We start from the raw sequence: 19,672 nt of genomic DNA on the forward strand, positions 1-19,672 counted from the left end.
AGGCGAACGCCATAACCGGTAATGACGTTGGTTTTTTCCAGCCTCGCTAAGCGCGATGTCACGGTCGTGCGTGCAATCCCTAACTGACGCGCCAGCATGGCCACACTCTCGCGTGCATTGAGTTGTAGGGCTGCGATCAATTGACGGTCGATGTCATCTAGCGCAGGCGGGCGAGAGTTGGGCAAAGGAAAGCTCCGTTGGGGGCGGGGTAAAGGTCAGAGGGGCAGCGTAAGGGACTGGCCCTTTGTTCTCAACCGTACACAGGCGTACGTCGCGTTTCTGCCGTGCAAAATCTCGCGCCACACTGTTGAAAATGATCAGTGTTGATCTACGCTTGCCCGAAGATGCTAGGCGTGTCTGTGAATGATGAAAGTCAACTTTTTATATTGAAAATATGATGACGAGGTGAGCGTCAATAGTTAGCCAGAGGCAGAGTGTTAGCGCCTTTTGATTAATCTGCGACAGTCGATACCAGAGCCAAATTAGCCATGCTAAACACACAGTCTGTTATTAAAAAAACGTGATAAATAGAGACTTTTTAATGATAGGGCACACGTATTTACTCAGTAGTTAATAGTCTGGCTGAAGCGAGTATGAGGGGGGGTGATAGTTGATCTGTGCATTCGGCATCTTGGTTTCAGCCCTCTCGTGGGAGTTGGTGGGTGTGGAGCAAGTACATGAACCTTATTAGCAAATTACGGGTCAAGCCAGGCTCAAAAGTTCGCCTCGCTAATGTGGACCCAGACTTTAGCGGTGGTTATAAGTCTGAAAAATACGCACAACAGCGCATTGACGAACAATCAGCCAGCATCGCTGAGCTACAGAAGAAACTGTACGCCGAGCGAAAGCATTCATTGCTCATCGTTTTGCAGGGTATTGATGCGGCGGGTAAAGACGGAACCTGCTGGCATGTATTGAAATCCATGAACCCGCAAGGGGCACACGTGCAGGGTTTCAAGCAGCCGACAGCAGAAGAAAGCAGCCATGATTTTTTGTGGCGTGTGCACCCGCATGTACCTGCTCGCGGTAATGTGGCTATTTTTAATCGGTCACACTATGAAGATGTACTTGTACAGCGCGTGCACAAAATGGCGGCTGATAAGGTCATCCAGCAGCGCTACAGCTTTATTAATGATTTTGAAAGCACCCTCACGTCGAACAACACCACGATCCTAAAGTTCTTTTTATACATCTCTCCCGAGGAGCAGTTAAAAAGATTTGAAGAGCGCTTGGATGACCCCACGCGACAATGGAAGATCAGCGAGTCCGATTACACGGAGCGCGCTTTATGGGACGACTATATAAAGGCGTATGAAGCGATGTTGGAGAAGTGCTCGACTCAACAGGCACCTTGGTATGTCATTCCCGCCAACCACAAGTGGTTCCGCAATCTGGCGATCGGCAGTGTTATCGAAAAGACGCTAAAAGACATGAAGCTGGAGTTACCAACACCTACGGTTGACCTTAAAGCCATCAGAAAAAAGTACCATCAGGCCAAGAAAGAAAAGCGCTAGGCCATTGCGATACCGCTCTGAAGGTTAAAGCGCTTTTAGGGCGGTGATGGTCACTATGAACGTTCATCGCAGTTGTTAACTAAGTGCGTGAGACGCTATTGGTATTAAGCTGTTCACCTTACATTGGCCTTTGACGGGCTCCACTGCATTAGGCGTCGCTATGTACACCACCCTGCTTATTTTCTTCATGGTTTATCTGGTAATGGGCATCGGTAAGATGCCGGCATTTAACGTCGACAGAACAGGCGCAGCCGTCGTCGGCGCGTTGGCCATGATCGTCGCAGGCAGTATCAGCCCGCAGGCTGCCTGGGATGCAATCGACTACCGTACGCTCGGTTTGCTGTTTGGCTTAATGGTTGTGTCGGGTGCGTTCACTGTCTCGGGATTTTATGCCTGGGCGGCGGAAAAAGTGGCAAGGTTGCCCATTAGTCCGGCAGCGCTATTGGCGGTGTTTATCGGCGTCAGCGCCGGGCTGTCCTCATTATTGACCAATGATGTTGTTGTGTTGTCGATGACTCCACTGCTGGTCAGTGTGGCGCTTGCAAGAGGGCTCAACCCGGTGCCTTTTCTGTTGGCATTTTGTTTTGCTGCAAACGCCGGTGCAGCGGGCACACTGATCGGAAGCCCACAAAACATGATCGCCGCGCAGTCGCTTGATCTGTCATTTAATGAATTCATGATGGCAGCCGGTGTTCCGGCACTTTTATCATTGCCTATCATCTGGTGCATCATTGCGTGGCAATACCGCGGCAAATGGACACTGGAGCATCCTGTCGCTAAAGCCACAGCCCCCGTGACGACTCAACTCGATAAAGTCGAAACGACGAAGGCAATCATTGTCGCCAGCGCAGTCATCATTGCACTGGTTGCTGATATCTGGCCGCGAGAACTGGTGGCGCTCGCGGGTGCGGGCATATTACTGGTCAATCGAAGCTTGGCGTCCAAGGATGTGCTTAAGCAAGTTGACGGCAACCTACTTCTTTTGATCATCGGGCTCTTTATTTGTAATCAGGCGCTCTCTAATACCGGCCTTCCACAGTCTTTATTCGATTGGCTACGTGAAGTAGGTATCAACGTCAACGATCCGCTTTCTCTGTTTGTGGCGGGTTCATTGCTCAGTGACATCGTGGGCAACAATCCGGCTGTCATGCTGCTTTCCCCGTATTTGCACCCAGAGAATAACGCGCAGTCACTCGGGGCGGCGATTGCTTTGGGCACAGGATTTTCGAGCAACCTCATCATATTCGGCAGCTTGGCCGGGATTATCGTCGTCGAACAAGCGGCGAGCTGTGGGATCAAAATCTCATTTGGGGCCTTTGCCAAGTCAGGCGTGCCTGTGACCCTGCTGACATTAGTCATGGCAGGTGCGTGGATTGCGTTTTTATAAAGAGTCGCGCGCTGGGTTGTCATTGACTCTGCGACGATTGGCGAGTGTCACGCGTGGGGGTAGGGGGCAGGTTACGATCGACATACCAAGTCGATCAAAGTTTTCGCACCTCGCCAGCAACTGCAGATTCTGTTGTTCACCCCCCCCCCCAGATACACGAAAGCCGCGCAGTGCGCGGCTTTGAGTGTGGTGGGCCCAGTAGGACTCGAACCTACGACCAAGGGATTATGAGTCCCCTGCTCTAACCAACTGAGCTATAGGCCCTTGTTTAGCCGGGAGATTATAACGATGGTTTCTCGGGAGTGCTATCCGAAAAGTCTTAAATAGAAGTACGAAGGAGTCTAGGGGCTAATTCCGTCGCATTTGAAGACGTACGGATGGGTTGGATGCGGGGAGGATAAGGTTTTTGCGAGGCTAAAAAGCAAAACCCCCGGCAGGGCCGGGGGTTTTGGGATCACTCGTCGAGGAATGAGCGTAAATGCTCGCTTCGCGTCGGGTGGCGCAGCTTACGTAGCGCTTTGGCTTCGATCTGACGAATCCGCTCACGGGTAACGTCGAACTGTTTACCAACCTCCTCAAGGGTGTGGTCGGTATTCATGTCGATACCGAAACGCATGCGCAGTACTTTGGCTTCACGTGCCGTGAGGCCGCCGAGTACGTCGCGTGTCGCTTCTTTCAAACTCTCAACGGTAGCTACATCGATTGGCGACTGCATAGTCGAGTCTTCGATGAAGTCGCCCAGATGGGAGTCTTCGTCATCACCGATTGGGGTTTCCATGGAGATCGGCTCTTTAGCGATCTTCAATACCTTACGGATTTTGTCCTCAGGCATTTCCATGCGTTCGCCCAGCTCTTCCGGGGTCGGTTCACGGCCCATTTCCTGCAACATCTGACGGGAAATACGGTTGAGCTTGTTGATCGTCTCGATCATGTGCACCGGAATACGGATGGTGCGAGCCTGGTCGGCGATCGAGCGAGTGATCGCCTGACGGATCCACCAGGTGGCATAGGTCGAGAATTTGTAGCCGCGGCGGTATTCAAATTTGTCTACCGCTTTCATCAAGCCGATGTTGCCTTCCTGGATCAGATCGAGGAACTGCAAGCCACGGTTTGTGTACTTCTTGGCGATGGAGATCACCAGACGCAAGTTCGCTTCAACCATTTCTTTTTTCGCGCGGCGGGCCTTGGCCTCACCGATCGACATACGACGGTTGATGTCCTTGATCTCGGCAACTGTTAAGCCAGATTCTTCTTCTAAAGCCGACAGCTTTTGCTGGCAACGGATGATATCCGGTTGCAGGCGGCCAATGGCTTCAGCGTATTTACTTTTGCCTTTAGCCAGCGAGTCGCTCCAGCTTTCGTCAACTTCGTTGCCTGGGAACAGGCGCAGGAAGTCAGCGCGTGGCATACGTGCATCACGTACACACAGCTGCATAATGGCGCGCTCTTGAGCACGTAGACGCTCGAGGGCACTGCGTACACGCTCAACCAAACCTTCGAATTGCTTCGGAACTAGCTTGATTGGCATGAACAGCTCAGCCAGCGCAACGAGCTCAATAATGGCTTGTTTGCTACTGCGGCCGTGCTTTTTCAGCGCTTTACGAGTGATCTCCATCTGATCGGAGACAGCCCCAAAACGCTGGGCTGCAATGATCGGATCTGGACCGCTTTCAGCTTCTTCTTCGTCATCAGAAGCTGTGTCGTCGTCATCCTCGCTGTCGTCGTCAGCCTTGGCGGCTTTAGGGTCGACAGGCGGCGGCACTTCGGCGGCAGGTGGCGCAATGCCGTCGTCTGGGTCGATATAACCGCTCAGGACGTCGGACAGGCGACCACCTTCGGTGGTGACGCGAGTGTACTCGGAGAGAATGTGGTCAACCGTGCCAGGGAAGTGCGCGATTGCGCTCATCACTTCACGGATGCCTTCTTCGATACGTTTGGCGATTTCGATTTCGCCTTCACGTGTCAGTAGCTCTACCGTACCCATTTCACGCATATACATACGCACAGGGTCAGTAGTACGACCAATGTCGGTTTCTACTGCAGCCAACGCGGCAGCTGCTTCTTCGGCAGCGGCTTCATCGGTGTCAGCATCGGCCAACATAAGGGCGTCCGCATCCGGAGCACTCTCGTGTACGGGGATCCCCATGTCATTAATCATGCGGATGATGTCTTCCACTTGCTCCGGATCTGAAATATCTTCGGGCAGGTGGTCGTTGACCTCTGCGTAAGTCAGATACTTCTGCTCACGGCCGAGGGTGATCAACTCTTTGATACGAGACTGCTGTTGCGCTTTTCCGGACATAACACCCTATCCACTGAAGGTCTTGGCGGGCAAAAAACAAGCCGAGGATTATACCTTAGCTATGACCTCACGCGCCAGTTGAGGTCGGGTTTGATGCAGGATTATTGCGACTTAAGAGGTCGCGTAACTGATTTTTTTCCTCGACACTAAGTTCGCCTTGACGTGCTTTTCGAAGAAGTTGCTCTAGATTTCGCTCGCGTTGGCGCGCTGACAAGCTAGTTATGGTGTCGAAAAACTGTTGTTCAAGGTTATCAGCGTCAATTAGCCATTCCTTTTCCAACAGTCTTTGTAAAAGTCGGCCTTGCTCTGTCCCGTGCCAACGGGACAGCAACTGTATAGAGCTTAGCTTAGGATTTTTCTGTACGGCCTCAACCAGAGCAATCAGGAGCTGATTATTGGTCTGGTCTTCTGCTGCAAAGTGCCCGGCGTCCTCCACTTTTTTTGCGAGTTGAGGATGATGCAGCAGTGTGCGCAAGGCTGTTAACGTTGGTGGTTCTACGCCTACCGGCACCCAAGGCTGCTCACGCTCTGCGCCCCGCTTGCCTTTTTTGTCCCACGGTTTGTTCTCCCACTTTTTACCGCCAGCGCCAGGCTTTTTCGGGGTCCATTCCTGTTGGGGGATGTATACCTCCGGCTGCTGGAAGTCGCTGTAATCGGGCATTGCATCGTAGTCAATGCCTGGGTCATATGCAGGTTGAGCCTGGGGTTTGATCGGTGCGCTTTGGGCTAATTGGCTGACCATGTCGTTGGTCAGGCCGGTAATTTCGCTCAGACGTTGGCGCATTAACGTGCGCAGGTTGGCGCCCGGCACTTTGTCGATCAGCGGTGCGGCCAGCGTAACCATGTGGGCCTTGCCTTCAAGTGACCGTGGGTCGGATTCTTCGGTCAGTTGCTGGAAAAAGTAATCGGCTAGCGGTTGTGCATGCTGATTGATGCGGGCCTTGAAGGCGTCAGTGCCTTCGCTGCGTACCAATGTGTCGGGGTCTTCGCCTTCGGGCAAAAACAGAAAGCGCGCGCGACGCCCGTCCTGCAAGCACGTCAGGGTGGCTTCAAGTGCGCGCCAAGCGGCATTGCGGCCAGCCTTATCGCCGTCAAAACAGAACAAAACGCTGGGCACCACGCGAAACAAGCGTTTCATGTGTTCTTCGCTGGTGGCGGTGCCTAAGGTGGCGACGGCGTTGCGCAGGCCCTGCTGGGCGAGTGCGATCACGTCCATGTAGCCTTCGACCACGATAATCTCATCGAGACTGCGGTTGAATTTGCGCGCTTCAAACAACCCGTATAGTTCTTGGCCCTTATGAAACACTGCCGTTTCAGGAGAGTTGAGGTACTTGGGCTTGTCATCACCGAGCACCCGACCGCCGAACGCAATGATGCGACCTCGGCTATCCCGGATCGGGAACATGACGCGATCGCGAAAACGATCATAGCGTTTGCCGGTTTCGGCGTTCTCCACCAGCAGTCCGGCGTCAATCATGGCTTTTTGCTGAAGCGTGTCGCTGCTCAAGTGCTTAAACAGATTGTCCCAGCCAGGCGGGGCGAAGCCCAAGCCAAAGTCGCGAGCAATTTCGCCGGTCAGGCCGCGGCCTTTCAGGTACTCAACAGCGATTTTGCGCGAGGGATGGCTCTTTAGTGCTTGTCGGTAAAAGTCAGCTGCAGCTGTAAGCAGCGGATATAACGGTGAATCTGTAGGTTGTCTGGGTTTATGAGTGCGACCGCTTTCTTCTCGAGGTATCTCCATACCGGCGGCTTTTGCTAGCTCTTCGACGGCTTGGGGGAAGTCCAAGTTGTCGTGGTCCATGATGAAACCGAGGGCATTGCCGCCAGCGCCGCAGCCAAAGCAGTAATAAAACTGTTTGTCTGGGCTGACACTAAATGAGGGCGTTTTTTCTTTGTGAAACGGGCAGCAAGCGGTGTAATTCTTGCCGGCTTTTTTCATTTGCACGCGCGAGCTGACTACATCGACTATATCGGTGCGGTTCAAAAGGTCGTCAATAAAGCTCTGGGGGATTAACCCGGCCATGGCGTTCTCGTCATCACGGTGCAGAAATTATCCCAGATGAGTGGCTTGGTCATGATGGCGTGCACGTGAATGCATGGCTCGATCGTATGGCGTCAGCTTAGTCATTGCGGGGGAGTGTATCGGTCGAATCTCATCTGGCTAACAGTTGAATCAGCACGAAGATGTTAGATAAGTATTGCGTTCTATGATCCGCATTGACCAGTGGTGGGTCTCGGGTGGCTCATGAACAGGCACGGGAGAAGTACCTTGGGCTGATTACTTTGGGGGAATCAGAAAAAGTGTGCTCGTCGGTAGCCTTGTTAGGCTCGTCAGTAAAGACGTGCACCGCTGGCTGTTAAAGCCAGGTCTGACGTTGTGTTGCGCTTTGTCTTGGTCGCATCTGCGGCCTTGACGATGGAGCATGTAACTTGCTGCAACTGCCTGCGGCCCGGCTGTGGGCCGGGCTTGGCAGAAGCTTGCAACGAACGTCTGTGTATTAGTACAGACGAACGGCGCGGCGCTGCTCGCGCTGAACTTTCTTTGCGTGACGCTTAACAGCAGCTGCTGCTTTACGCTTACGCTCAGAAGTCGGCTTCTCGTAAAATTCGCGGCTGCGAACTTCAGCCAGTACACCGGCTTTTTCGCAGGAGCGCTTGAAACGACGCAGAGCTACGTCGAAGGGTTCGTTCTCTTTTACTTTGACGGCTGGCATCCAGAGCTACCTTCATTCATTACCGGGGTCAACGTCTCAATGCAAAATTGCGTTGTAAGACGTCGGTTTTTAAGGGTTGCGGATGTTAACCCCTCAACGCCCGGAATGCAAAGCCTCTGATCGAAAACCGCTGGCCGGGGGCGGGAGTCGCGACTATTATGCGCGCCTTCGAATTTAGCCTCTACAAGGCGTAAACCCATGCTAGTACTGGGATTAGAAACCTCCTGCGACGAAACCGGCGTCGCGCTATACGACAGTGAACGCGGGCTTTTGGCCGATGCACTGTTCAGTCAGATCGACCTGCACCGCGCCTACGGTGGTGTGGTGCCAGAGCTGGCTTCTAGAGATCACGTCAAGCGCATGCTGCCCTTGATTCGTCAGGTGCTGGCTGAAGCTGATTGCGTGCCTACCGAGATCGACGCCATTGCCTACACGGCTGGGCCGGGTCTGGTCGGAGCCTTGCTGGTCGGGGCTTCGTGTGCCCAAGCGCTGGCCTTTGCTTGGGGTATTCCGGCCCTGGGTGTGCATCACATGGAAGGCCATTTATTGGCACCTATGCTGGAAGAGCAGCCCCCAGAGTTTCCATTCGTCGCTTTGTTGGTGTCGGGCGGCCATACACAGCTGGTTCGTGTTGATGGCATAGGTCAATACGAGCTGTTGGGCGAGAGTCTGGATGACGCGGCGGGTGAAGCATTCGATAAAACCGCAAAAATGATGGGTCTGCGGTATCCCGGCGGCCCTGAGATTGCGAGCTATGCGGCGAGAGGCGTTGAGGGGCGTTTTGTGTTCCCTCGGCCAATGACTGATCGACCCGGTCTAGCCTTCAGTTTCAGTGGTCTTAAAACCTTTGCTTTGAATACCTGGCAGCGTTGTGTTGCTGCTGGCGAGGACACAGATCAAGCCCGCTGTGACATTTCATTGGCGTTTCAGCAAGCGGTTGTCGAGACACTGACTATCAAGTGCAAGCGTGCGCTGAAACTCGCGGGCATGAAGCGTCTGGTGATTGCTGGTGGTGTCAGTGCGAACAAGGCGCTGCGGGTGTCTCTTGAGAAAATGCTCGGCGAGATGAACGGTCACGTGTACTACGCTCGCCCGGAATTCTGTACCGATAATGGCGCCATGATTGCTTTTGCCGGTTGTCAGCGTTTACAGGCGGGGCAGCATGAAAGTTTGGCGATCAGCGTGCAGGCGCGTTGGCCGATGGAGCAGTTGAAACCGTTGTAACTGTGGGTCAACCGGTCTTGAGCTTTTTTCATCTGAGCGATTCAGAAATGCCGTTCGCGCCCGGCCAGTAGGTCGCGTAAATTGCTGCGGTGCCGCCAGACAATGAGTGTCGTCAAGGCGCTCATGGGGAGTAAAGCTGCTGGTTCTTGCCAAGCCAGTAAAGGCAAGGTGAGCGGGGCGGCAATCAGCGAGGCCAGTGAGCTGGTGCGGCTGAGTTGGAAGGTTAGCAGCCATGCAATAGCTGCCAATAGTGCGGCGGGCGGGTAAAGCCCCAGTAACATGCCGGCGGCAGTAGCGACGCCCTTACCGCCGCGAAAGCGAAAGTACAGTGGATACATGTGGCCCACAACGGCACAGGCGCCTACCCAGGCTTGCTCCTGAAGTGAGCAGCCCAGTTGATAGGCGAGCAATACCGGTAAAAGCCCTTTGCACAGATCACCAAGCAAGGTCAGGATGGCGAGTTTTTTACCCGCTAGGCGCAACATGTTGGTGGCGCCAGCATTGCCTGAGCCACTCATTCGCGGGTCGGGATTTCCCGTTAAGCGGCTGAGCAAAATAGCGAAGGACATAGAGCCAAGTAGGTAGGCGATAATCGCCAGTAACCAAAACATGCTAACTATTCCGGGCAAGGACGCCCTGATTCTAACGGCGCATTGCGCCCTTGTCGTGCTGCGGAGAAGAGTGCTTGGACAGAGTGTTTATCGAAGGCCTAGAAGTCGACACAGTTATCGGTGCCTATGACTGGGAGCGTGGCATCCGTCAGTGCCTGCGGCTTGATCTGAGTTTTGCGTGGGACAACCGCCCCGCTGCTGCGGGAGACGATCTGACCCTGGCGTTAGATTACGCGAGCGTGTCAGCGCGTATTCAGGCGTTTGCTGAGCAGGCTCAATTCCAATTAGTCGAAACGTTTGCCGAGCGTTTGGCAGAAGTGTTGATGAGTGAGTTCAATATTCCCTGGTTGCACCTCAAACTGACCAAACCCGGCGCCGTTGCGGCGGCCACAGGGGTGGGCGTGGAGATTGAGCGCGGATGTCGCTAGTAGAGGTTTATCTCGGGCTTGGTAGCAATACCGAGCGAGAGTTGCACTTGTGCGCTGGCTTAGATGCACTTGCTGGCTTTTTGCAGAATATGACGTGTTCTGCGGTATTTGAAAGTCAGCCAGTGGGCATCAAAAGCGGCCCTTTTTTCAATTTGGTAGTGTCGGCTAAAACCGATTTACCATTGGTTGAATTAAGCCGACGTTTGAAGCTGATTGAAGCTGATAATGGACGTTATGCCCAAGATCGCAAAGGGCTGCCGCTGGACATCGACGTGCTGTTTTACGACGATTTAGTGGGTAGTTTTGAAGGGTTGACCCTGCCTCGCGCAGAGATTCTAAAGAATGCATTTGTACTGTGGCCGTTGTCATTGATTGCGCCCGGCAAGGTATATCCTGGCGTGGGCAAAACGCTCGCTGATATGTGGGCGAACGCACAGATCGACCAAGTATTGGCACCGGTTGGGTTTAAGTGGCGCGGTATCCAGCTGACCCCGGCTTCGATGCGCTGAGTTCTATAGGCGCGAGCAAGCTCGTTACAGCCCAACGTTGTGGCTTCTTTGTGCCACCGGCGCTGCTTCTGCCTGTAGGAGCGAGCTTGCTCGCGATCTTTTGATCGTTAAAAAGCTCGCAGCCTACGGCCGTTGCTACAGATATGAACTGCCCACCCAATCAGTATCAGCGCTTGGCGGTGTCTTTGTAGGCTTGCAGAGCCTTGAGTCGCTCGCGCTTGAGCGCCTCGCCCAGTTCGGGGCCTTTGAAGCCTTGTTCAATCAGCGGCTGAACGGTCACGGCTTGTGCTGCCAAGGCTGCACCGCGCAAGTAGTCTGCCTGTGGATACGGGCGATTCTCCAAGCCTAAACGCCCTTTAGCATCCATCTCACACGCCACTACGAACTCTTCAAATCTCTGCGGTCGACGGTACACGTCAAAACGCTGTAGCAACTCCAGTAATGTCGACGCTTTAAGTTCAAAGGCGCGATGGCCATGAGTGTGATATTCGCCTACCAGTAGCGCCAGTTCTTGGCAATCGCGCGGCGCCTTATAGCGCTCGTTGACGGCCTTGATCAGGCGCAGCCCTTTGTGTTCATGAGCGATGTGTCTTGGCCACTCGCTTTCAGGGGTGAGCCCTTTGCCGAGGTCATGCAGTAGGCAAGCCCAGCGCACGGTCAGAGGCTGGCGATGCAAGGCGGCTTTTTCCAACACACTTAGCGTATGCACGCCGCTGTCGATTTCGGGGTGGTGAGCGGGAGGCTGAGGCACGCCAAACAGTGCGTTGACTTCAGGCAGCAACACTTCAAGTGCATCACAATTGCGCAGCACTTCAATGAATACCTGCGGGTGATCTTCCATCAGCGCGCGGGAAATTTCCTTCCAGCAGCGTTCAGGCGTCAGAGCCTGTAATTCGCCTGAAGTGGACAGTTGGCGCATGAGTTCAAGCGTATCGGGTGCAATGCTAAAACCCAGCCCGGCATAGCGCGCAGCAAAACGTGCAACGCGTAACACTCGCAGTGGGTCTTCGGCAAATGCCGGGGAAACGTGACGTAAAAGGCGTGCTTCTAGATCCTGCTGGCCGTGGTACGGGTCTGTCAGATGACCGTTGCCGTCTTCGGCCATTGCGTTGATGGTCAAATCGCGACGAATCAGGTCATCTTCAAGGGTGACATCGGGGCTGGCATGAAAGATGAAACCGCCATAACCATGGCCATTTTTGCGCTCGGTTCGAGCAAGTGCATATTCTTCACCGGTTTTTGGATGAAGAAATACCGGGAAGTCCGACCCTACAGGACGATAGCCCTCGGCGAGCATTTGCTCAGCTGTGGCGCCCACCACGACCCAGTCGATATCGGTGACCGGTTTGCCCAGCAAGCGGTCGCGTACCGCGCCGCCCACTTTATAGATCTTCATAAAAAACCTCCGTTAGCGCGACAGGATACCCCGTGAGCCGCATCAACGGAGGCTGTTGTGCCTACAGGTGTATGGCGGACAAGTCCAAACGTGCGTAGTCACTTTCGCTATGTTCGCCTTTAGGTGGTACGTGATGGACTTTCATGACTTGGTCGCCTTGCAGCGTTTCGAGGTGAATATCGAAGCCCCAAAGACGATGCAAGTGCTTAAGCACCTCATCAGTGGAATCGCCGAGTGGTTTGCGGTCATGTTGCTGATGGCGCAGGGTCAGGGAGCGATCACCACGTCGATCAATACTCCAGATTTGTACGTTAGGTTCGCGATTGCCCAGATTGTATTGCGCCGCTAACGTTTCTCGGATGATGCGGTAGCCGTTTTCGTCATGAATGGCAGGCACCAGCAGATCGTCTTTTTGGTCGTCGTCCATGATGCTGAACAGCTTGAGGTCGCGGATCACCTTGGGCGACAGGTATTGCAGGATGAAACTCTCGTCCTTGAAGCTGCTCATGGCAAATTTGATGCTGGACAGCCAATCACTACCAGCAAGGTCCGGGAACCAGCGGCGGTCTTCTTCGGTTGGGTGTTCGCACATGCGCCGGATGTCTTGATACATCGCAAAGCCCAGTGCGTATGGGTTAATTCCGCTGTAGTAAGGGCTGTCAAAGCCTGGCTGGAACACAACACTGGTGTGTGAAGTTAGGAACTCCATCATAAAACCGTCTGTCACCAGCCCTTCGTCGTACAGGTCATTCATCAGGGTGTAGTGCCAAAACGTGGCCCAACCCTCGTTCATGACCTGTGTTTGGCGCTGTGGATAAAAGTACTGAGCGATTTTTCGCACAATACGCACGACTTCGCGCTGCCACGGCTCCAAAAGTGGTGCGTGCTTTTCGATGAAGTACAGAATGTTTTCCTGCGGCTCCTCAGGAAAGCGGGCGTTGTCTTTTTCACTGGATTTACCAGCGCCCTTGGGGATTGTGCGCCACAGATCATTGATTTGCTTTTGCAGATGCTCCTCACGATCTTTCTGGCGCCGGCGTTCTTCCTCGGCAGAGATCGGGTAAGGCCGTTTGTAGCGGTCGACGCCGTAGTTCATCAGGGCATGACAGGAGTCGAGCAAGTCTTCGACGGCATCAATGCCATAGCGTTCTTCGCACTGCATGATGTACTGCTTAGCGAACACCAAGTAATCAATGATCGAGCTGGCGTCGGTCCACGTTCGAAATAGATAGTTGCCTTTGAAGAAACTGTTATGCCCATAGCAGGCGTGGGCGACGACCAGCGCTTGCATGCAGATGGTATTTTCTTCCATCAGATAGGCAATGCACGGGTCTGAGTTGATAACGATTTCGTAGGCCAGCCCCATTTGGCCGCGGCTGTAGGACTTCTCGGTGCTAAGGAAGTGTTTGCCGTAGGACCAATGGTGATAGCCCAGTGGCATACCCACAGACGCGTAGGCATCCATCATTTGTTCGGCGGTAATCACCTCAATTTGGTTGGGGTAAGTATCCAGTGCATAACGTTCCGCGAGGCGGCTGATTTCGCGGTCGTAAGCCTGGATCAACTCAAAGGTCCACTCTGACCCCGTGGAGATGGGTTGGCGTTTATGCTCTTTGGCGGTCATGTGGCTAACCTGCGCTGGAAGAGTTCACGGAAGACCGGGTAGATATCACCGGCCGAGACCAGTTGCTGTTGAGCGAATGTGTCAGGAAATGAGTCTCTGATGCGTTCATATTCGAACCAGAGCGCCTGATGCTCGCGTGGGGTAATTTCGACGTACGTGTAGTACTGCACGTACGGCATGATCTGGTTAGTCAGGATGTCGCGGCATATGGGTGAGTCGTCGTTCCAGTTGTCGCCGTCCGAGGCTTGGGCCGCGTAAATGTTCCACTCATTGGCCGGATAACGCTCGGCCATGATTTCTTGCATCAATTTGAGCGCGCTGGAAACGATGGTGCCGCCTGTTTCCCGAGAATAAAAAAACTCTTCTTCATCCACTTCGCGAGCACTTGTGTGATGGCGAATGAACACCACGTCAATTTTGTCGTAGTTCCGCTTGAGGAACAGGTACAGCAGGATGAAAAAGCGCTTGGCGATGTCTTTGGTGGCCTGAGTCATGGACCCGGAAACGTCCATCAGGCAGAACATCACCGCCTTAGAGCTGGGGTTAGGCTGTTTGACCAGCAGGTTGTATTTGAGATCGAACGTATCAAGGAACGGCACGCGATGAATTCGAGCACTCAGTTTCTCTATTTCGGCTTCTATTTCTTTGATATCGCCGAAGTTATCGGGTTCTTCACGTCTTAGGCGTTCCAGTTCGGCTTTGGCTTCTTTGAGTTTTGCCCGGCTGTTGCCAGACAAAGCGATACGCCGCGCATGAGCTGAGCGCAGGGTACGAATAATGTTGATGCGTGAGGGGTTACCCTCGCTGCTGATACCAGCACGTACGGTTTTGAACGTGTCGGTGCCTGTCAGGTGGCGTTTGATCAAATTCGGCAGCTCGAGATCTTCGAACATGAATTCGAGGAACTCTTCTTGGGTAATCTGAAAGACGAACTCATCCATGCCTTCGCCAGAGTTACCCGCTTTACCCGGCCCGCCACCACCGCCCGCACCGCCTTGAGGTCGCTGGATATGTTCGCCGCTAGTGAATTCTTTATTGCCGGGGTGAACAACGGTTTGTTTACCGCCTCGGCCATGGTGAAGCACGGGCTCATCTATATCGCGGCCCGGGATACTGATTTGCTCGCCATGCTCCATATCGGTGATGGAACGATGGCCTACAGCCTCTTCGACGGCTTTTTTAATATGGTCGCGATAGCGCCGTAGGAAACGTTGGCGGTTTACCGTGCTTTTATTCTTGCCATTAAGGCGTCGGTCGATCACATAGCTCATAAGGCCCTCCGGGCAGCTTTAAGTGGCCGGCAGCAACTGCAAGTTCTGAGCTGCAAGCTGCAAGTAAAAGTGCTAACCGGCCTGCGGGGGCTCGCGCTTTTTCTTGCAGCTTGTCGCTAGAGCTTACCGCTGCGTCACTGCGATTTTCTGACGCGCAGATACCACTCGGAGAGCAGCCGTACTTGTTTGTCGGTGTAGCCACGTTCGACCATGCGGGTGACGAAGTCGTTGTGCTTTTGTTGGTCCTCTTTGCTGGCTTTGGCGTTGAAACTGATAACCGGCAGCAAGTCCTCTGTGTTGGAGAACATTTTTTTCTCGATGACTACGCGCAGTTTTTCGTAGCTGAGCCAAGTCGGATTTTTGCCGTTGTTGTTGGCGCGTGCGCGTAACACGAAGTTGACGATTTCGTTGCGGAAATCTTTCGGGTTGCTGATGCCCGCCGGTTTTTCGATTTTCTCCAGTTCTTCGTTGAGCGCCACTCGATTGAGGATCTCGCCTGTTTCGGGGTCGCGGTACTCCTGATCCTGAATCCAGAAGTCTGCATAGAGCACATAGCGATCGAAGATGTTTTGCCCGTACTCGCTGTAAGACTCCAGGTACGCCGTCTGGATTTCTTTACCGATGAACTCGATGTAGCGCGGTGCCAAGTACTCTTTGAGGAAGCGTAGATAACGCTCGCGGGTTTCCGCGGGGAACTGCTCTTGCTCAATTTGTTGTTCCAGCACATAGAGCAGGTGCACGGGGTTGGCAGCGATTTCGTGCGGGTCAAAGTTGAAGACTTTGGACAGGATCTTGAATGCGAAACGGGTCGAAAGACCATTCATGCCCTCATCAACGCCTGCGCTATCACGGTACTCCTGAATCGACTTGGCTTTAGGGTCAGTGTCTTTGAGGTTTTCACCGTCATACACCCGCATCTTGGAGTAGATGTTGGAGTTCTCTGGTTCTTTGAGGCGCGACAGAACGGTGAATTGAGCCAGCATTTTTAAGGTGTCGGGCGCGCAATGGGCCTTGGACAGCGAGCTGTTGAACAACAGTTTGTCGTAGATTTTTACTTCGTCGCTGACACGTAGGCAGTACGGGACTTTGACGATGTAAATCCGGTCGATAAACGCTTCGTTGTTCTTGTTGTTACGGAAGGTGTGCCACTCCGATTCGTTGGAGTGCGCAAGCAAAATGCCAGTAAACGGAATCGCGCCCAGCCCTTCAGTGCTGTTGTAGTTACCTTCTTGGGTAGCCGTGAGCAATGGGTGCAGCACCTTGATCGGTGCCTTGAACATTTCAACGAACTCCATCATGCCTTGGTTGGCCCGGCACAGTGCGCCCGAGTAGCTGTAGGCGTCCGCGTCGTTTTGTGGGAATTCTTCAAGCTTACGGATATCAACTTTACCGACAAGGGCCGAAATATCTTGGTTGTTCTCGTCTCCGGGTTCGGTTTTGGCTACACCGATCTGATTAAGGATCGAAGGGTAGAGCTTAACCACGCGGAACTGGCTAATGTCACCGCCAAATTCGGCTAGGCGCTTAGTGGCCCATGGCGACATGATGGTGCTCAAGTAGCGTTTGGGGATGCCAAAGTCTTCTTCGAGAATCGCCCCGTCTTCGGTGACGTTGAACAGCCCTAGCGGCGATTCAAAGACTGGTGAGCCTTTAATCGCATAGAACGGTACTTTCTCGATCAGTTGTTTCAGCTTTTCAGCCAGCGAAGATTTACCGCCGCCTACGGGGCCGAGCAGATAGAGGATTTGTTTCTTCTCTTCGAGGCCTTGGGCCGCATGGCGGAAGTAAGACACGATCTGGTCGATGCACTCTTCCATTCCGTGGAAGTCGGCAAAGGCCGGATAGCGGCGAATCACCTTGTTCGAGAAAATGCGCGACAGGCGAGAATTAGTTGAGGTGTCCAGTAGTTCCGGTTCACCAATAGCCATCAGCAGCCGTTCGGCAGCCGAGGCATAAGCGCTTTTGTCTTGTTTGCACAGCTCAAGGTATTCCTGAAGCGTTAGCTCCTCTTGGCGTGTGGATTCAAAGCGTTGTTGGAAGTGGCTAAAGATACTCATGACGTCACCTCGCTCGATACGTGGAGCCAGCGATTGATCGGTCAGTTCGAGTGCTGGCATGCAGCAACGTGGTAGTTGCCGTGTACCCCCCAGGACACCATCAAGAAGGTTAACCCCTTGAAGTTACTACTGATGATCCATACGCCGGTGTACCGGCTCTCCCCAGATTCGGATGGCCTGCGCTTAAGGATAGTTGGTAATCAGGGAGGTCAAGAAGAGATGCGCGAATAGTTCGGCAGGGCGCTGGTCTGGAAGGGCGCCAGCCCGCTCAGAACGCGGGCTTGGGCTGCTGAAAATATTTTTAGGAGGCGTTTTTGGAGGTTTGGGCCGGATAAGTGGCACGCCACAGTTCGAAGCCGCCATCCAGGCTGTAGACGTCAGAAAAACCTTGGCTAACGAGGTAAGCCGCTGCACTTTGGCTGGAGTTGCCGTGGTAGCAGGTAACGATCAACGGGGCGTCGAGGTCTGCTTGCCTGATGAAGTCGGCGATAGATTGGTTATCTAGGTGTTGTGATCCCGTGATATGCAATTCGGCATAGACTTGCGGATCGCGGATGTCGACCACTACGGCGCCTGCTTCGCGCAGGGCTTGGGCTTTTTCAGGGGGGATGCGTTTGAACTCGGTCATTGGGATGTCCTTTAGCCTGGCAGCGTGCGTGGGTTAAAGCGCGCGCGACGATGTGGAAGTAACGGGTGGGCAAGCAGCGGCTTGAGCGGCAGGTTTGGGATGCCCTTGCTCATCACAATCGCAGCTCAGACGCAGGCCGGTATCGACATTGAGCAGTGTCATTGCCCCGCCCCACACACAGCCCGTATCAAGGGCGAACACCCCCGGCTCTTTGCAATGGCCTTCAAGCGCCGCCCAGTGCCCAAAGATGATCTTTATATCTTTGGTTTTACGTTCTTTATAACTGAACCATGGGGCAAAGCCAGGTGGAGCGGTATCTAGACCTTCTTTGCTCTTGAGGTCGAGCTTGCCGTCACGCGTGCAAAATCGCATGCGGGTGAAATAGTTTGTGATGACTCGCAGGCGCGTCACGCCGCTGAGTTCGCTGTCCCACTTGGCTGGCTCGTTGCCATACATGCCGTCAAGGAAGGGTTTTATCAGGTTGTCATCACGTAACGCCTGCTCGACTTCGTTAGCGTACTTGAGTGCTTTTTTCAGTGTCCATTGCGGTGGGATTCCTGCATGGACCAAGGCTGTGTTGCGCGCTGCGTCGTAATGCAGCAAGGGTTGCTGGCGCAGCCAAGTGAGCAGGTCATTGCAATCAGGCGCTTGTAGAATTTCGCGTAGCGTGTCGCTTTTTTTCAAGCGCTCTATGCTGTGGGCGACGGCTAGCAAGTGCAGGTCATGGTTGCCAAGCACGCAGACCAAGGATTCGCGCATGCTGTAAAGAAAACGCAGGGTTTCTAAGGATTCCGGGCCGCGGTTAATCAAGTCACCGACCAGCCACAGCGTGTCTTTGGCCGGATCGAAAGCGGCTCGTTCGAGCAGGCACTTAAGTGGCTGCAAGCAACCTTGTAGGTCCCCAACGGCATACACCGCCATCAGTGAAGGGCTCCAGGCACTGCAAGGCGGAAAGGCGCAATGATGGCTTTGAACTGATGCCCATCAGTGGCATGCATCAGGTAGCTGCCCTGCATGGTGCCGACTTTAGTGGTAAGCACTGAGCCGCTGCTATAGGTATGCTGTTCGCCGGGTTCGATCAGAGGCTGCTGCCCGACGACGCCTGCACCTCGAACTTCTTCGACATGCCCATCGCCATCAGTAATAACCCAATGCCGGGACAACAGCTTGGCGGCAACTGAGCCTGTGTTGTGCACCGTGATGGTGTAAGCAAAGGCATAGCGCTGATGCTCGGGTTGAGATTGTTCTGGCAGGTAACGCGTAACGACGCTGACGTCGATCGCATAGCGAGGATCATGCATACGAGAGGCCTTACTGATAAGCACAGACACAGTTCGATATAAAACTGATGCCTGAGTCTAGGCTAGATGGCGGGTGCCCGACCAGATGTTGGGTCTGATCAGGCTCCCCGTTTTTTCTCGATAATCAGTCAGCAACTGGCTCTTTGGGCGCTTGTTCGCTGAGTTTGTCAGCCAGACGTACGAACGCAGCAAGGTCCAGTTGCTCTGGACGCAAGCTACCGTCAACGCCTGCGGCTTCGATTTCGTCGTTAGTGAGTAAGGCTTTAAGGGTGTTGCGCAGTGTTTTACGACGCTGGTTAAACGCCTCACGCACCACGCGCTCAAGCAAGCGATGGTCTTTGGCTGGATGCGGCAGCACGTCGTGTGGCACCAAGCGCACAATCGCGGAATCAACTTTTGGCGGTGGGTTGAAGGCGCCAGGCCCGACGTTGAACAGGTGTTCGACGCGGCAATGGTACTGAACCATGATCGACAAACGCCCCCAGTCCCCACCGCCCGGCCCGGCTGCCATACGCTCCACCACTTCTTTTTGCAGCATGAAGTGCATGTCGCGGATTAGCTCGGCGTTCTTCAGCAGGTGAAAAATCAACGGCGTGGAGATGTTGTACGGTAGGTTGCCGACCACCCGCAACGTGCGAGGCGCAGCGTTAAGCGTGGCGAAGTCCAACTGCAGCGCATCGCCTTGGTGCAGGTTGCAGTTGCTCAG

The 19,672-nt window shown here is 53.9% G+C and carries 18 protein-coding genes and 1 tRNA gene; 5 read left to right on the top strand and 14 right to left on the bottom strand.

Annotated elements, in window-relative coordinates; all coding sequences use genetic code 11:
* Window positions 1-185: Lrp/AsnC family transcriptional regulator (locus AQS70_RS20650; RefSeq protein ID WP_156355244.1), on the bottom strand; the 185-nt coding region annotated here is incomplete at its 3' end.
* Between the two features lie 492 nt (window positions 186-677).
* Here AQS70_RS20650 and AQS70_RS20655 point away from each other — a divergent pair.
* Both AQS70_RS20655 and AQS70_RS20660 read left to right on the top strand, forming a co-directional pair.
* Entirely contained in the window at window positions 678-1,514 is an 837-nt protein-coding gene (locus AQS70_RS20655) for a polyphosphate kinase 2 family protein (RefSeq protein ID WP_055104597.1), read from the top strand.
* A 160-nt stretch (window positions 1,515-1,674) separates the two neighbouring features.
* Complete coding sequence (locus tag AQS70_RS20660; protein ID WP_055104598.1) at window positions 1,675-2,901, top strand: ArsB/NhaD family transporter; 1,227 nt, start codon at window positions 1,675-1,677, stop codon at window positions 2,899-2,901.
* Between the two features lie 187 nt (window positions 2,902-3,088).
* Here AQS70_RS20660 and AQS70_RS20665 read toward each other — a convergent pair.
* The 4 genes from AQS70_RS20665 to rpsU form a co-directional block, all read right to left on the bottom strand.
* Window positions 3,089-3,165, bottom strand: a tRNA-Ile gene (locus tag AQS70_RS20665).
* A 190-nt stretch (window positions 3,166-3,355) separates the two neighbouring features.
* Window positions 3,356-5,203 carry an RNA polymerase sigma factor RpoD gene (rpoD, locus tag AQS70_RS20670; protein ID WP_055104599.1) on the bottom strand — a complete coding sequence of 616 codons (1,848 nt, stop codon included), beginning with the start codon at window positions 5,201-5,203 and terminating at the stop codon, window positions 3,356-3,358.
* A 67-nt stretch (window positions 5,204-5,270) separates the two neighbouring features.
* Window positions 5,271-7,226 carry a DNA primase gene (gene dnaG, locus AQS70_RS20675; RefSeq protein ID WP_055104600.1) on the bottom strand — a complete coding sequence of 652 codons (1,956 nt, stop codon included), beginning with the start codon at window positions 7,224-7,226 and terminating at the stop codon, window positions 5,271-5,273.
* A gap of 475 nt (window positions 7,227-7,701) precedes the next feature.
* The gene (gene rpsU, locus AQS70_RS20680) at window positions 7,702-7,917 is read right to left on the bottom strand and encodes a 30S ribosomal protein S21 (RefSeq protein ID WP_002551877.1); all 216 of its coding nucleotides are present in this window, start codon (window positions 7,915-7,917) and stop codon (window positions 7,702-7,704) included.
* 198 nt (window positions 7,918-8,115) lie between these two features.
* Between rpsU and tsaD the strand changes: the two genes are divergently transcribed.
* Entirely contained in the window at window positions 8,116-9,141 is a 1,026-nt protein-coding gene (gene tsaD / locus AQS70_RS20685; protein WP_055104601.1) for a tRNA (adenosine(37)-N6)-threonylcarbamoyltransferase complex transferase subunit TsaD, read from the top strand.
* A gap of 41 nt (window positions 9,142-9,182) precedes the next feature.
* On the opposite strand, the gene plsY is transcribed toward tsaD, so the two are convergent.
* Entirely contained in the window at window positions 9,183-9,752 is a 570-nt protein-coding gene (gene plsY / locus AQS70_RS20690; protein ID WP_055104602.1) for a glycerol-3-phosphate 1-O-acyltransferase PlsY, read from the bottom strand.
* Window positions 9,753-9,826: 74 nt separating this feature from the next.
* Between plsY and folB the strand changes: the two genes are divergently transcribed.
* Both folB and folK read left to right on the top strand, forming a co-directional pair.
* Window positions 9,827-10,180, top strand: coding sequence for a dihydroneopterin aldolase (folB, locus tag AQS70_RS20695; RefSeq protein ID WP_029611601.1), 354 nt, complete (start codon window positions 9,827-9,829; stop codon window positions 10,178-10,180).
* Complete coding sequence (folK, locus tag AQS70_RS20700) at window positions 10,171-10,689, top strand: 2-amino-4-hydroxy-6-hydroxymethyldihydropteridine diphosphokinase (RefSeq protein ID WP_055104603.1); 519 nt, start codon at window positions 10,171-10,173, stop codon at window positions 10,687-10,689. The genes folB and folK overlap by 10 nt, the downstream gene beginning before the upstream one ends.
* Before the next feature lie 166 nt (window positions 10,690-10,855).
* Here folK and AQS70_RS20705 read toward each other — a convergent pair whose 3' ends face one another.
* From AQS70_RS20705 to rsmA, 8 genes are all read right to left on the bottom strand, one after another.
* Window positions 10,856-12,085: a multifunctional CCA addition/repair protein gene (locus tag AQS70_RS20705; RefSeq protein ID WP_055104604.1), complete on the bottom strand. Its 1,230-nt coding sequence runs from the start codon at window positions 12,083-12,085 to the stop codon at window positions 10,856-10,858.
* A 61-nt stretch (window positions 12,086-12,146) separates the two neighbouring features.
* On the bottom strand, window positions 12,147-13,709 hold the full coding sequence (locus AQS70_RS20710) for a SpoVR family protein (protein ID WP_055104605.1): 1,563 nt from the start codon (window positions 13,707-13,709) through the stop codon (window positions 12,147-12,149).
* On the bottom strand, window positions 13,706-14,980 hold the full coding sequence (locus AQS70_RS20715; protein WP_055104606.1) for a YeaH/YhbH family protein: 1,275 nt from the start codon (window positions 14,978-14,980) through the stop codon (window positions 13,706-13,708). The genes AQS70_RS20710 and AQS70_RS20715 overlap by 4 nt, the downstream gene beginning before the upstream one ends.
* 134 nt (window positions 14,981-15,114) lie before the next feature.
* Window positions 15,115-17,037: a PrkA family serine protein kinase gene (locus AQS70_RS20720; protein ID WP_055104611.1), complete on the bottom strand. Its 1,923-nt coding sequence runs from the start codon at window positions 17,035-17,037 to the stop codon at window positions 15,115-15,117.
* A 301-nt stretch (window positions 17,038-17,338) separates the two neighbouring features.
* Window positions 17,339-17,665 carry a thiosulfate sulfurtransferase GlpE gene (glpE, locus tag AQS70_RS20725; RefSeq protein ID WP_055104607.1) on the bottom strand — a complete coding sequence of 109 codons (327 nt, stop codon included), beginning with the start codon at window positions 17,663-17,665 and terminating at the stop codon, window positions 17,339-17,341.
* 33 nt (window positions 17,666-17,698) lie between these two features.
* The gene (locus tag AQS70_RS20730; protein WP_055104608.1) at window positions 17,699-18,586 is read right to left on the bottom strand and encodes a symmetrical bis(5'-nucleosyl)-tetraphosphatase; all 888 of its coding nucleotides are present in this window, start codon (window positions 18,584-18,586) and stop codon (window positions 17,699-17,701) included.
* Window positions 18,586-18,966, bottom strand: coding sequence for a Co2+/Mg2+ efflux protein ApaG (gene apaG, locus AQS70_RS20735; RefSeq protein ID WP_055104609.1), 381 nt, complete (start codon window positions 18,964-18,966; stop codon window positions 18,586-18,588). The genes AQS70_RS20730 and apaG overlap by 1 nt, the downstream gene beginning before the upstream one ends.
* A 124-nt stretch (window positions 18,967-19,090) precedes the next feature.
* The coding region (gene rsmA, locus AQS70_RS20740) for a 16S rRNA (adenine(1518)-N(6)/adenine(1519)-N(6))-dimethyltransferase RsmA (RefSeq protein WP_055104610.1) at window positions 19,091-19,672 on the bottom strand (582 nt) is incomplete at its 5' end.

Origin of the sequence: Pseudomonas endophytica, from assembly GCF_001411475.1 — a bacterium.
GTDB classification, from domain to species: Bacteria; Pseudomonadota; Gammaproteobacteria; order Pseudomonadales; family Pseudomonadaceae; genus Aquipseudomonas; species Aquipseudomonas endophytica.

Bases quoted from the DNA above. Each gene is read 5' to 3' on its own strand.
- folK (WP_055104603.1), top strand. From the start codon at position 10,171: ATGTCGCTAGTAGAGGTTTATCTCGGGCTTGGTAGCAATACCGAGCGA.
- rpsU (WP_002551877.1), bottom strand. From the start codon at position 7,917: ATGCCAGCCGTCAAAGTAAAAGAGAACGAACCCTTCGACGTAGCTCTG.
- tsaD (WP_055104601.1), top strand. From the start codon at position 8,116: ATGCTAGTACTGGGATTAGAAACCTCCTGCGACGAAACCGGCGTCGCG.
- AQS70_RS20720 (WP_055104611.1), bottom strand. From the start codon at position 17,037: ATGAGTATCTTTAGCCACTTCCAACAACGCTTTGAATCCACACGCCAA.
- AQS70_RS20710 (WP_055104605.1), bottom strand. From the start codon at position 13,709: ATGACCGCCAAAGAGCATAAACGCCAACCCATCTCCACGGGGTCAGAG.
- plsY (WP_055104602.1), bottom strand. From the start codon at position 9,752: ATGTTTTGGTTACTGGCGATTATCGCCTACCTACTTGGCTCTATGTCC.
- dnaG (WP_055104600.1), bottom strand. From the start codon at position 7,226: ATGGCCGGGTTAATCCCCCAGAGCTTTATTGACGACCTTTTGAACCGC.
- AQS70_RS20705 (WP_055104604.1), bottom strand. From the start codon at position 12,085: ATGAAGATCTATAAAGTGGGCGGCGCGGTACGCGACCGCTTGCTGGGC.
- apaG (WP_055104609.1), bottom strand. From the start codon at position 18,966: ATGCATGATCCTCGCTATGCGATCGACGTCAGCGTCGTTACGCGTTAC.
- AQS70_RS20655 (WP_055104597.1), top strand. From the start codon at position 678: ATGAACCTTATTAGCAAATTACGGGTCAAGCCAGGCTCAAAAGTTCGC.
- glpE (WP_055104607.1), bottom strand. From the start codon at position 17,665: ATGACCGAGTTCAAACGCATCCCCCCTGAAAAAGCCCAAGCCCTGCGC.
- rpoD (WP_055104599.1), bottom strand. From the start codon at position 5,203: ATGTCCGGAAAAGCGCAACAGCAGTCTCGTATCAAAGAGTTGATCACC.
- AQS70_RS20715 (WP_055104606.1), bottom strand. From the start codon at position 14,980: ATGAGCTATGTGATCGACCGACGCCTTAATGGCAAGAATAAAAGCACG.
- AQS70_RS20730 (WP_055104608.1), bottom strand. From the start codon at position 18,586: ATGGCGGTGTATGCCGTTGGGGACCTACAAGGTTGCTTGCAGCCACTT.
- AQS70_RS20660 (WP_055104598.1), top strand. From the start codon at position 1,675: ATGTACACCACCCTGCTTATTTTCTTCATGGTTTATCTGGTAATGGGC.